Here is a 13,178-nt window from a genome sequence, read left to right as displayed (position 1 = left end):
TGCACTTTTGGTCCTGCCGTCACCCATATCTTTTTTTCCCCTCAAGCCTAAAGTTTTGTTCACCACCGCCGAGGTAATAGGAAGCAGGAGGCAAATACACCGACACAAGGCAGTTTCTCATGGCCAGTATTTCATCTCTCGGCATCGGTTCCGGGCTCGACCTCAACGGCTTGCTCGACCAGCTCAACGAGGCGGAGCGCGGCAAGCTTCAGCCCATCGAACAGCAAATCAAGACCCAGCAGGTAAAGATTTCCGCCTACGGCGAATTGAAAGGAGCGCTCTCGGCTTTTCAGACTGCCGCCAATGCGCTCAACGACGCTTCGCTCTACCGGAGTCTATCCACTTCGGTTACGGGGAATTCCGTGCAAGCGGCGGCGGGTCGCGACGCCGCGATGGGGCAGTACTCCATCGAGGTCGAGCGGCTGGCCACAGCCGGTAGCCTGGCCTCTGCGCGCCTGGAAGTGGAGCTCGACCAGGTGCTGACCGACAGCGACCAGACGCTGACCCTGCACTTCGCCAATGCTACCGGTGAGGCGCCCCAGGCGATCGAGATCGACATCGCCGCGGGTAGCACCCTCGAAGAGATTCGCAATGCCATCAATGCCCATCCCGAAGCCGGGGTTACCGCTTCCATCGTCAATGATGGCTCGGGCTACCGGCTGGCACTGATGAGCAGCGAGACCGGCGAAGCGGCTTCCATTACAGATATGTCCTTCAGCGACGGCTTCTTTGCCGATGGCATCGCCTTCAGCGAAGCCGAAGGAGCCGGTGCCATTGCCCAGGCAGGGGAGAACGCCCTGCTCAACGTCAATGGCATTCCCATCGTCAGTGCTTCCAACCAGGTGGAGGGCGCCATTCAGGGTGTCACCCTGAGCCTGACGGAAGAGGGCAGCAGCACTGTCAAGGTCGAGCAGAATACCCGGGCAGTACGCGAGGCCATCACCGGCTTCGTCGAGGCCTTCAACGCGCTCAAGGAGACCATCGGTGAGCTGACCGCTTTCAGTGGCGATAGCGGCACAGCCGGTGACCTGCTGGGTGACAGCACGGTGCGTTCCATCGAGGGGCGGCTGCGCAGCGTGCTGACAGGTGGCGTGGCGGCTGAAGAGGGCGGCTTTGCCATGCTCGGTGACATCGGCATCTCGCTTAAGCTCGACGGTACGCTGGAGATCGACGAGCAGCGATTGGATGAGGTCATCCTCAACGAGCAGGATGCCTTGAGCGCCTTCTTCGCCGGCGACAGTGCTACGGGCGGTCTGGCCGGCCAACTGAGTGAAACCATTACCCAGTTGAGTGGCAACAGTGGAGCACTGGGGGGAGCCATCAGCGGCGCCGAGAGCCGTATCGTGAGTCTCAACGAGCGCCACGTGCGCATGGAGCAGAGCATCGATGCTACCATCGCCCGCTACCGCACCCAGTTTGGCCAGCTCGATAGCATGATTGCCCAGATGAACCAGACCAGCGATTACTTGTTCCAGCAGTTCGAAATCATGAACGCCCAGCTTGGGCGCAAGTGAATGTGAGCTACCGGCATCTCAACCGCCCCAGAGTGGGCGGTTTTATTTTTGAATAGTGTCTAGCCAAATCAGCGCGGCTGATGAAACGTCAACGAACTGGCGCCACCGACCTAAAGCTTTTCCCAGCCAAGCCGACAATCATTCCACCGGTGCCCTTCGTGCCCGGGTGAGGGCGTTTGTGTGATAGGCATCAACACCAACATTCTTTCGATGATCGTGCAGGCCAACCTGCGTGGCAGCCAGCAGGCCATGCAAAGCGCCATGCAGCGGCTCTCGTCCGGCCTGCGCATCAACAGCGCCAAGGACGACCCGGCGGGGCAGGCCATTGCCAACCGCATGACGGCGCAGATCCGCGGGCTCAACCAGGCGGCACGCAATACCAACGATGGCATCTCGCTGGTGCAGACAGCCGAAGGGGCGCTAGGCCAGGTCAACGGCAACCTGCAGCGCATTCGTGAACTCACCGTGCAGGCCGGCAACGGCACCCTCAGTCCCACCGATCTCGCCGCGATTCAGGCCGAGATCGACCAGCGGCTGGACGAGATCGATCGCATCGGGCTGCAGACCGGCTTCAACGGCGTTTCCGTGCTGGGCGAAAACCGCAGCCTGCGTATCCAGGTGGGGGCCAATGATGGCGAGACCATCGCCATCGAACTCCAGGCCATCAATCGGCACTCGCTGGGGTTGGAAGGGTTTCGGGTCGTGGCAGGTGAAGAGGGCGATGCTACCGAATCACCGCTGCGTGCCATCGACGAAGCGCTCATCCGCACTGACCGTCAGCGCAGCCAGCTAGGTGCGCTGAACAATCGCTTCGAAGCGGTGATCGACAACATCCAGAGTACCGTGGTCAACCTCAGCGCGGCGCGCTCGCGCATCATGGATGCCGACTACGCCCAGGAAGTCTCCAACCTGGTACGCGCGCAGATTCTGCAGCAGGCCGGTATCGCCATCCTGGCCCAGGCGAACCGCCTGCCAGAGCTGGTCCTTGAGCTGCTGCGCCAGCGCTGATTTCGGCCCTTGCCGCCAGGGTCGGCACAAAATCCAAAATTTTTTTCTCATCTTCCTAAAGTCCCGGCCTCAGGTGCCGTTATTCAGGGTAACGGCCAACGGCGCCGTTGAGGTAGGCCCTAGATGCTGGGCCAAGAAACTAAAGGTTCAGTGGGCCCGCCAATGGAGCCCTCAACGTAAAAAAGGAAATGACCCATGTCAGTCATCAATACCAACATCACTTCCATGATTGGCCAGGCTAACCTGCAGAAGAGCCAGAACGCCCTGCAGACCTCCATGGAGCGTCTCTCCTCCGGCCTGCGTATCAACAGCGCCAAAGACGATGCCGCCGGTCAGGCCATCGCCAACCGTATGACCGCTCAGATCACCGGTCTGAACCAGGCGCAGCGTAACGCCAACGACGGTATCTCCATCGCCCAGACCGCCGAAGGCTCGCTGAACCAGGTCAACGACAACCTGCAGCGCATTCGTGAGCTGAGCGTTCAGGCCGCTAACGGCACTAACTCAGCCGACGACCTGCAGTCCATCCAGGACGAAATCAGCCAGCGTCTTTCTGAAATCAACCGTATCTCAGAAGAAACCAACTTCAACGGTGTGAAAGTGCTGGCCGGCGACCAGGGCCTGAAGATCCAGGTTGGTGCCAACGATGGTGAAACCATCACGGTCAACTTGAAGCAAATCAACTCCCAGACCCTGGGCCTGGCTAACCTGGATCTTCGTAACCAAGTGGCCTCTGCTTCCCTGTCAGCTGTTGAAGGCAACGTCCTTCGTCCGGCACAGGAAGCGACCACCGTTGCACTGACGTTCAGTGGCGCTGAGCCTGAGCAGGCTGCTCTGGTTGTTGGTGATGATGGTGCGCTGTATGCCCAGGTGGGTACCGACCTCTTTGCCGCTACCTTCGATTCAGCAACCAACACCGTCTCTTATGACACAAGTGGCACGGCCGCTGCTGGTGTTGCTGCAACTGCCGCAGAGAGCTTTGTTGATGCTGATGGCAACCTGGTTGAGCTGAGCACGCTTGACAGCGCCATTCGTGATGATGCCGCAGGCGGTGCGGAATTCTCTGTGCATCAAGCAGACGCAACTGGTGCCCTGGTAATTTCTGACGGTACCAATACCTGGACTGTTGGGACTGGCGGCACGACTCTGGACTTCGAGACTGGTGAGGTTGTTCTCGGAACGGCTGATGGTACTGCTGTTGATGTGACTACAGGCTATGCCGAGGTTACCACCGGCAACATCCTGACCCTGGCCGCTCAGGAAGAAATCTCCGCCGATCTGAGCAGTGTCAACGATGCGCTGGAAGGCACCAACACCCTGATGCAAGGCGAGAACGGCTCGTACTTCATCCGCAACGGTGAAGGTGAAAACGCAACTTACTACACCGCTACCGTTGACCAGGCAACTGGTGAAGTGACTCTGGGCGCTCTGGCTCCTGTGGATCCCCTGAAGTCGATCGATGCCGCCCTGAACATGGTCGACAGCCTGCGCTCCGAGCTGGGTGCCGTGCAGAACCGCTTCGAGGACGCCATCACCAACCTGAACACCAACGCCACCAACCTGTCAGCCGCTCGTTCGCGCATCGAAGATGCCGACTACGCGGTGGAAGTCGCCAACATGACCCGCGCGCAGATCCTGCAGCAGGCCGGCACTTCCGTACTGGCCCAGGCCAACCAGATCCCGCAGAACGTGCTGTCTCTGCTGGGCTAAGGTTAGCTCCGGTCAAGTTCCCGGGAAGGGGTTCCTTCCCGCGAGCAACCTCGAACCGGCCCCTCGGGGCCGGTTCTTTTATGATGCTCTTTAGCTTCTTATGAACCAGCGCGAGGTGCGTCATGAACGAAGCCGAGTACCAACGGGTCATCGACGAACTCGACCGCGTGATTCGCGATACCCGCGACACCATGGCTTGCTTCGAGGCCGCCGGCATGGACGAGCAGATGCCGGAAGATTACGCCAAGCTCCACGAGATCTATGCCAAGGCGGTCAGCGAGCAGCGCGCCTGTACGCTTTCAATGCTTAATTCCTAATGCAGTAGCTTCGTACTTTCAAACTTCTTTAGTTCATTTCTCAACCTCATCCTGCTTCGGCCGATAAAGGTTGTATGCAGGCGCCGCCTGCTTGCGCCGTAAACAAATCATAACGACAGCCTGATCCCGCTGCTGGGTTCGCTCGAGGGGCTGCGAGGAGTGCAAGGGATGAATTCCATCACGCTGGGCCGTTTTCCCGATGATGCCGGTGCTGAGCCACCTGCAGAGCAATTCTATGATTCATCGCCGCAGCGTCGGCCGCGGCTGGGCTTCAGTAGTCGACTGACACTGATGATCGTTTCGCTGGTACTGGTGGCGGTGATGCTGGTGGCGGGGCTGGTCTACGTGCAGTACCGCAACTCGTTCACCCAAGCCACCACTCAGCAGCTGCAGGGCACGGGCGAGATGATGGCGGAGTCGTTCACTCAATGGCTGGGTGCCCGTCAGGACGAGATCCGCTACGTCGCCGGGCTCGACCCGGTCAGGCAGGTCGAGATCGAGCCGATTCAGCACCTGCTGGCACGCATCGCCGAGCAGAGCGGTTACTACGATACGCTTTTCTTCGTCGGCCCGGATGGGATCGGCGTGGCCGGGGTGAGCTTCGATGGCAACGCTGCGGTTCTCAGCGAGCAGGACGCGCGCGATTTCAACGTCGCCGACCGCGCCTGGTTCCGTGAGGCGATCCAGGGGCAGCCGGTTTTCTCCCAACCGCTGGTCTCACGCGCTACCGGCAACCAGGTGAGCAATGTGGTGGCGCCGGTTTTTGGCGAGAATGGCGATGTGGTGGGCGTGGTGAGAGCGGCGGTACGCCTCGATGTGCTGTTCGAGCGTATGGCCGAGATGTCGCTGGGCGGTAGTTCCGATACCTACCTGTTGGGGGGCGACGGCACGCCGGTCACACCGATTGCAGCGTTGGCGGGGGAGAGCCGTGAAGTAACCACACAGGCGGCCGTGGCGATAGGCGCGGGCGAGAGCGGGGTGGGACGCTATGCGGATGTCGCCGGTACCGCGGTGATCGGCAGCTACACCTACCTGCCGCTGCTCGATTGGGGGCTGGTGCTGGAAATACCGGAGCGAGAAGCGCTGGCCGAGGTGTCGCGGCTGTTCTGGATACTGGTGGGCATCACCACGGTGATCGTGGCGGTCGCCGTGCTGGTCAGTCTTGGCGTGGTGCGCTCGGTAGTGAAGACGCTGGGTGGTGACCCTCAGCGTGCGGCGGATGTGGTGCGTCGTGTCGTTCAGGGCGACCTGACCATGCGGGTGCCGGTGAAGCCTGGGGATACCACCAGTCTGCTGGCCCACATGCATGAAATGCAGCAGAACCTGCAGGCCATGATGGGCGATATCAAGCGCACGGCCGAGTCGGTAAGCACAGCCAGCAGTGAGATCGCTCAGGGCAACGAGGATCTCTCCAGCCGCACCGAGGAGCAGTCCTCATCACTGGTGGAAACCGCCTCCAGCCTCGAGCAGATGACCGCTACGGTGAAGCAGACCGCGGAATCCGCAACCCACGCCCGCGAGCTGACGAATGAGCTGGATGCCCAGGCGCGCGATGCCAGTGGCGTAGGGCAGCAGGCGGCTCAATCCATGGGCACCATCAAGCAGGCCAATCAGCGGGTGGAGAGCATCGTCGCCGCCATCGACAGTATTGCCTTCCAGACCAACCTGCTGGCGCTGAATGCCTCGGTGGAGGCGGCGCGGGCCGGTGAGCACGGCCGTGGCTTTGCCGTGGTGGCTTCCGAAGTGCGCCAGTTGGCCGGCCGCTGTGCTGAAGAGTCCAACAAGATTCGCGCGCTGGTGGATTCCAGCGTGGCGAGCGTGGGCGAGGGCGAGAAGCTGGTCGGCCAGGCGAGTCAGCAGCTGGTCGCCATCGCCGAAGGGGTCCGGCAGGTGTCGAGTTTCATCAACGAGATAGCCACGGCAGCTACCGAGCAGTCTTCCGGTATCGAGCAGATCAACATGGCGATCAGCCAACTCGATGAGGTCACCCAGCAGAACGCCGCACTGGTTGAGGAAGCCAGCGCCGCCAGCCACTCACTCAGCGACCAGGCCCGTGAGCTGGCGAAGCTGGTACAGCGCTTCAAGATCGAGGAAACGGCAGGCCATCGGCTGGTTCCGGCATAGGTTCGGTTATAGGAGGCGGGGTGTTGCGGTGGGCGTGCCCAAGGCGCCCCACCGCAGGCAGGCAAAGCCCCTCAGCGGGCTGGATTCAACTCGGTGATCTTGAGCGTGGCCGGCTGCATCTGATTGCTTCCGTGTACGCCTACCCAGACGTTGTACATGCCGCTGACCGGATTCTGAAACATTATCAGTGGATTCAGTCCGATGAAATCGTCATTGCAGTACCAGCGGCCATCCGGAGCATTGACGATCAAGGTGGTGTCGGCGTTGGACTCGACGGTGATATAGAGCGGCATGCTGCCGGCGTTATAGTGCAGGTCGATGTCCGGTGCACTGGCCATGATGTAGCCGGTACAGTTCGGTCCCAGCTTGCCGTTGACTTCCGTGGAACCGCCCGCCTGCAGGCTCTGTACCCAAGGGTCGGGCGTGAAACCGGCGGCAAGGTGATGGCTGCCGTAGCTGGGCTCGGCGGTCCAGTCCGGCTCCTGGGCCTTGGCCGTATCGAGTGCGAGAGCCATGCCGAGTACCAAGGTGGCTCCGCCCACCATGCTGGCGCGGTAGCGTGAGTGTGTCTTCAAGGTCATGTTCCTGCGTGGTTGAGCGCTGGGCTCTTATCGTTGGTGTTGGGTCAGTCGTAGAATAATGCCGAGAGTGGTCGATGAGAAGCTGCTGATTCACCCCTCCCCAGGACGGAAATTGCCGGACCGAGAAGAGTGACCTGGAATTACAGAACTGAAACCACAGGGCTAGAAGCACAGGAATTGGTCGAAACGCATGCCGAGTATCGATGTCGTGCTGGAGCTTTCCAGCGAGGCTTGCCTTGCCCATTACGAGGGCAGGATAGGGCAGGTGATGGCGCGTAGCCTGGATGGCCGCCGCGTGGTGTTTCCGGCAGAGGCGCTGCGTCGAGTGGTGGGTCGTGATGGCGTGCATGGCACTTTTCGCCTCTCTTTTACGTCAGAGGGACGCTTCCAGTCGATCACACGCCTGGAGTGAGATGGAAGAAATAGCGGTGGAATTGCTCGATGTTTGTCGAATGTCAAACCCTGGACTCTCGTTACGTTGAGCTTGCTCTGATATAACGACGATCCTGCACGGTCAGCCTTCGTTCAGGCAGCAGCGTTTCCGTTACCGGCCATCTTGAAGTGCGGCCACTCTACAAGGCCATGTCATGCTCGTCAGCAAGTCGCGCGAACCCCGTGAATACCAGAACCGTCGCCTGGATGCTCTGGCCGAGCCGCCTGAGGTTGGGCATGATCTATTCGTCGGTTTGAGCGCCCTGCACGATACCTTGAGCAGCAATCACCATTCGCGAGACTTTGCATTCGCGCATGCCCGCTATCTACGCAGCCGGGTGCTGGCCCTGGGGCTCATCTTTGCGATGTTGTCGCCGCTGTGGATCGTGGTGGATTCGCTGGTACTGCCGAGCGAACTGCTGTGGTACACCCTGGCGGGACGGGTGGGACTGCTGCTGGGACTGGTGGGCGTGCTGGCGGTGGCCTACCTGAGCCGCGATCGGATACGCCGCATTCGCTTCAGTGCCGGTATGCTGCTGGCATTGCCTGCGGGCTTTTATCTGTTCGTGCTGATCATCCTGCCCGCAGATCAGGTGCGGAGCCTGGCGGGCTATGGCTTCATACCCTTCCTGCTGGTGGCGGCATTGAGCGTCTTTCCTTTCACTCTGCTGGAGTCGTTCGTTGCCGGCCTCGCCATGCTTGGGTTGTTGGCGTTTTCGCAGGTGATCGAAGGCAGTTGGCTTACCGGTCGCGGGCTGGAGAGTCTCTGGCTGCTTGCAAGTCTGCTGATCGTCTCATTGGCAGCCAACCACTTTCAGCTCAGCCTGCTGCTGCGGCTTTATCGTCAGGCGACGCACGACGCTCTGACCGGGCTCTTCAATCGCGGTGCGTTGGAGGTGCACCTGGAAAAGGTCCAGGCTTGGCAGCGTGACACCGAGGGGCAGGACAGTCTTGGTAGCGTCCCCTGTTCACTGCTGATGGTCGATCTCGATCATTTCAAGCGCATCAACGATAGCTACGGTCACTCGGTAGGCGACAGCGTGCTGTGCCAGTTCGCCGAACTGCTGGTGCGACAGACACGTCGGCATGACTGTGTCGCACGCTATGGCGGCGAGGAGTTCGTCATCATCCTGGTTGGCAGTGGTCAGGCCCGGGCGATAGAAGTCGCCGAACGCATTCGAGACGCCGTAGAAAAGGCTCATTTCACCGGCCGCGACGACCAGTCGATCCCGGTCACGGCCAGTATCGGCGTGACCCGCCTGCAACAGGACGAGCCACCCCAGGAAGCACTCAAGCGTGCCGACGAAGCGCTGTACCAGGCCAAGCGGGAGGGGCGCAACCAAGTGGTAGCGGCGCTGGCATCCATGGACGCCTGAACCCGCTAGCAATCCTCAAGTCCCGCGGCTCGCTGCCGATATCTTGTTCAGGCAATTTAGCGAGCGGGGGCCGAATGCCCAATAATCTACAGCAGGTAGCGCTGCATACCTGGCTGGTGCTGGTGCCTGTGCTGCTGCTTGTCATGGGGGGCATCAACGGGCTGGCAGCCTGGCAACTGCCTGGCGACTGGAAGCCAGCCGGAATCAGCCTGCCCATCATGTTGCTGGTGGGTAGCGGGTTGCTGGCGATGCTGCTGAAACGGAGGCCAGCGGCCCAGTTCTGTGGCGCACTGCTGTTGCCTATAGGGCTGTTTTCGCCAGTGCTGGCGTGGTGGCCGCTCATGGTCCCCGAAGCGTTCATTGCGAATCAAAAGCTCCTTACGCCGGCCACCAGTATCGCCGTATTGATTGCCTCGGTGTGCCTGATGGCGGGTAATGGTTCGGCGCGTGCATGCCTGTTCTGGTGGCTCGGTGGTGTCGTGCTCTTCATGGTCGGCGGGGTGAGCGTTGCGGCGGGGTTATGGCCGGATCTGCTGGCCACCAGCCCGTGGGGTACCGCCTTCGCCACGCCCTTCACTGCCTTGCCTGCGCTGCTGTGTGGCACGACCATGGTGATGATGGCGCGACACTCGACCGTTACTCCGGTCCTGAGCCAATCGATCATCCTGGCTGTTATCGGCGGGGTACTCGCAAGCGGCTTGGCCTGGTATGCCCTTACCTGGCAGCAGCACGATGCCAAGCTACGCCATGCCGCAGAATTGATGTACACCTTCAAAATCAATGCCGAGCGTGTCGTGGACGACCAGCAGCGCGAGATACAGCGCATGGCCGCGCGTTGGGAGCAGTTCGGCGGCTTGCCGCCGCTGAGCTACCGAGAAGCGGAGGTCGATGATCTCTTTCGCGACATGCCGAGCCTGGTCTCGCTGCACTGGCAGTCCGGTGGCAGCGAGCAGTTTCGATGGGGGCGTGAAAGGACCGCTGATTTCCGTTTGTCAGAGTGGGTCGACGGGCACGACTGGTTGCTGGACTGGCTGGCGGTGGGAGGCCCTTATCCGCGCTGGGTGCTGCCGGACGAACAGCACCACGAACTTGCCCTGGTGTCCGTTCCGTTGCTGCTGCCTGCGCATGGCAGGCTGGTCGCAGTTCTCGATCTGACGCTACTGTTTCGCGAGGAAATGAGCTCGCTGATCACTCCGTTACGGCTTTCCTTGCAGCGTAATGCAAGTCTGATGGTGGCCAACCATCGACAGGATGCGTTAAGGGGAGTGGAGCTTCGGCGTGGCTGGGTGGTATTGCCCGGTGGGGCCGCCGTGGAGATGCGAGTCCACGGCGATGGACCGCTGTCGCTCAGCCTGGCGGGCCTGTTGCCGCTGGGGGTGGCCGCCGGCGGTTTGCTGATGAGCTATCTCCTCGCCTTCAGCTTGGGAATGGCTGGCTTGAGCCGTCGCCGCTCGCTGGCGCTGGCACGTACGCAGCGTCACTTGCGTGCCCAGCAGCGTGTGCAGGCATTGATCGCGCGTGACCAACCCCTGGAAGAGACCCTCAAGGCGATCTGCCGGATTATCGAGGCTCAGGTGCCGGGCGGCATTGCCTCCATCATGCTGAGCGATGAGGCCCAGTTGCACTTGGAGCGGATATACAGCGTCAACCTGCCGTCATCCTATTGCGATGCCATCAAAGGCGTGGCGATTGGCCCCGAGAATGGGTCCTGTGGAAGTGCGGCTTACCTTCGCGATTTCGTGATATGCGTCGATATTGCACGCGACCCGCGCTGGAGCGGATACCACGAGCTTGCGGCTCAGCATGGTCTCGCGGCTTGTTGGTCCTATCCAGTGATGAGCAGCGATGCGCGTGTGCTGGGAACCTTTGCCATCTATTATCCCCAGCCGGGCGAGCCTACGCGAAGCGACCGCCGGCGCGTGATCGAGGCGGCCGAGCTGGTTTCGCTGGCAGTGGAGCGCGAACGTAACCGCCAGGCATTGAAGGAGAACGAGCAACGTTATCGTTCCCTGTTCACCTACCACCCGGATGCGGTTTTCTCCCTCGATCTGGAGGGGCACTTCACCTCGGCCAATGCGGCGTGCAGCAAGATCACCGGATACACACTCGAGCAACTCATCGGCTCGCATTTCTCGGCGCTGACGCAACCGCGTGACCTGGAGCGTATCGAGTCGCTCTATCGCAATCTCGACAAGGCCGAAGCGTTCCGCTACTCGGTGACTATCCTCGACCGGGAGGAACGCAGCGTCTATCTCGACGTGACCAACCTGCCCATCGTCGTCAATGACCGTATCATCGGCTTCTATGGCATCGCCAAGGATATGACCGAGCGGCACCGCCGCGAGACGGAGCTGCGTATACTGCAGCGCAGCGTCGAGGCCAGCATCAATGGAATAGTCATTGCCGATGCACGGCAGGCCGGGCACCCTATCATCTATGTCAACGAAGCGTTCGAGCGTATTACCGGCTACCACCGGGACGAAATGCTTGGGCTCAATTGCAGTATCCTGCAGGGCAGCGAAACCGATGCTGAATCCGTGGAGCAGTTGAGGAGGGCCATCGAGGAACAGCGTGAGATCAATGTCACCCTGTGCAACTACCGCAAGGATGGTACGCCATTCTGGAACAACCTCTACTTGGCTCCGGTAAAGGATGGTAAAGGTGTCGTTACCCATTTCGTTGGTATCCAGCACGACATTTCCGAGCGCAAGTCCTACGAGGCCAAGCTGTCGTTCCATGCCAGCCACGATGCGCTGACGGGGCTCGCCAACCGTTCACTGTTCGAGGACCACCTGCTGCACGATGTGCAGTTGGCACAGCGTCACGGCCGCCACCTGGCGGTCCTGTTTCTCGACCTGGATGATTTCAAGCCGATCAACGATAGCCTGGGTCATGAGGTCGGCGACCAAGTATTGATTCAGGTTTCCCAGCGCCTGGCAGATGAGCTGGATCCCGGGGATACGCTGGCGCGGTTCGGCGGCGATGAGTTCGTCATCCTGCTTCCGGCGCTCGATCGTGAGGGCGAGGCCATCCGGTTGACCGAGCGGTTGCTGTCTCGCATTGGCCGCCCCTATCGGGTCGACGACCACGAACTCTACATCGGTGCCAGTGTTGGCATCGCCTTCCTGAAGGAAGGACTGGAAAACCCGGTCGAACTGATCCAGCAGGCCGACATGGCGATGTACCGCGCCAAGCAGAAGGGACGCAACGCCTGGGAGTGTTTCACCAGTGACATCAATGATGAAGTGAGTACGCGCATGGCGCTGCGCAACGATCTGCAGGAGGCGATAGAGGCACAGAACTTCGAATTGCACTACCAGCCTCTGATTGACGCGCGGAGCGGCCGGGTAGCCGGCTTCGAGGCGCTGGTGCGTTGGAAGCATCCTCTCAAGGGGTATCTTTCACCGGGGCTATTCATTCCGCTGGCGGAGGAGACCGGCCAGATCGGGCCGATCAGCGATTGGGTTCTGCGTCAGGCGTGCCGCGATATGTGCCTCTTGGCCGTAGAGGGATATGGCCGGTACCGCGTCTCGGTCAATCTTTCTCCGCTGCAGTTCCGCCGCGCCAATTTCCTGAGTAATCTGCAGCAGGCATTACTGGAGACGGGGCTGTCACCCGATTATCTCGAACTGGAGCTCACCGAGGGCATACTGATGACCGATACCGCATCGGCCATCGAGACCCTGCACTGCCTGCGCGACATGGGCGTGGAGGTTTCCATCGATGATTTCGGTACCGGTTTCTCCAGCCTGAGCTATTTGAAGCAACTGCCGATCGGCAAGATAAAGATCGATCGCAGCTTCGTGCGCGATGTCACCACCAATCGTCATGACAGCGCTATCGTCCAGGGCATCATCTCCATGGCCCACCATCTTGGCTTGATGGTGGTGGCGGAAGGTATCGAGCAGGCGGAGCAGCGCGATTTCCTGGCAGCACATGGCTGCGACGTGTTCCAGGGATTCCTCTTCGCTCGGCCGATGCCTCTCAAGAACTTACGAGCCTACTTGAAGGAACGGGCCGCTGTGCCCAGTCCGATGCAACAAGTGCCGTCTCCGGACAATGACGAGGCGTTCGAGGACGCTCGGTCGTGGCCAAACGATAACCACCAATAACGAA

9 protein-coding genes are annotated in these 13,178 nt (G+C 60.6%); 8 read left to right on the top strand and 1 reads right to left on the bottom strand.

The window, feature by feature from the left end; genetic code table 11:
* Positions 1-119: 119 nt before the first annotated feature.
* From fliD to SPH52_RS10455, 5 genes are all read left to right on the top strand, one after another.
* Positions 120-1,514 (top strand): flagellar filament capping protein FliD, encoded by a 1,395-nt coding sequence (gene fliD / locus SPH52_RS10475; protein WP_411794973.1) that lies wholly within the window; start codon positions 120-122, stop codon positions 1,512-1,514.
* Between the two features lie 180 nt (positions 1,515-1,694).
* On the top strand, positions 1,695-2,522 hold the full coding sequence (locus SPH52_RS10470) for a flagellin (RefSeq protein ID WP_411794972.1): 828 nt from the start codon (positions 1,695-1,697) through the stop codon (positions 2,520-2,522).
* A 195-nt stretch (positions 2,523-2,717) separates the two neighbouring features.
* The gene (locus SPH52_RS10465) at positions 2,718-4,232 is read left to right on the top strand and encodes a flagellin (protein WP_411794971.1); all 1,515 of its coding nucleotides are present in this window, start codon (positions 2,718-2,720) and stop codon (positions 4,230-4,232) included.
* A gap of 122 nt (positions 4,233-4,354) precedes the next feature.
* A complete protein-coding gene (locus SPH52_RS10460) occupies positions 4,355-4,549 on the top strand; it encodes a hypothetical protein (protein ID WP_411794970.1) in 195 nt (64 codons plus the stop codon).
* Between the two features lie 168 nt (positions 4,550-4,717).
* The gene (locus SPH52_RS10455; protein WP_411794969.1) at positions 4,718-6,673 is read left to right on the top strand and encodes a methyl-accepting chemotaxis protein; all 1,956 of its coding nucleotides are present in this window, start codon (positions 4,718-4,720) and stop codon (positions 6,671-6,673) included.
* A gap of 71 nt (positions 6,674-6,744) precedes the next feature.
* Here SPH52_RS10455 and SPH52_RS10450 read toward each other — a convergent pair whose 3' ends face one another.
* Positions 6,745-7,248, bottom strand: a complete 504-nt coding sequence (locus SPH52_RS10450; RefSeq protein ID WP_411794968.1) for a hypothetical protein — start codon at positions 7,246-7,248, stop codon at positions 6,745-6,747.
* Positions 7,249-7,444: 196 nt separating this feature from the next.
* Here SPH52_RS10450 and SPH52_RS10445 point away from each other — a divergent pair, with 196 nt between their 5' ends.
* From SPH52_RS10445 to SPH52_RS10435, 3 genes are all read left to right on the top strand, one after another.
* A complete protein-coding gene (locus SPH52_RS10445) occupies positions 7,445-7,666 on the top strand; it encodes a DUF2835 domain-containing protein (RefSeq protein WP_411794967.1) in 222 nt (73 codons plus the stop codon).
* Between the two features lie 175 nt (positions 7,667-7,841).
* A complete protein-coding gene (locus SPH52_RS10440) occupies positions 7,842-9,062 on the top strand; it encodes a diguanylate cyclase (RefSeq protein WP_411794966.1) in 1,221 nt (406 codons plus the stop codon).
* A gap of 74 nt (positions 9,063-9,136) precedes the next feature.
* Positions 9,137-13,174, top strand: a complete 4,038-nt coding sequence (locus SPH52_RS10435) for an EAL domain-containing protein (RefSeq protein ID WP_411794965.1) — start codon at positions 9,137-9,139, stop codon at positions 13,172-13,174.
* Positions 13,175-13,178 lie beyond the last annotated feature (4 nt).

It is taken from the genome of Halomonas sp. A29, assembly GCF_046723295.1.
Lineage (GTDB): Bacteria > Pseudomonadota > Gammaproteobacteria > Pseudomonadales > Halomonadaceae > Halomonas.
This window is presented reverse-complemented; position numbering and strand designations above follow the sequence as displayed.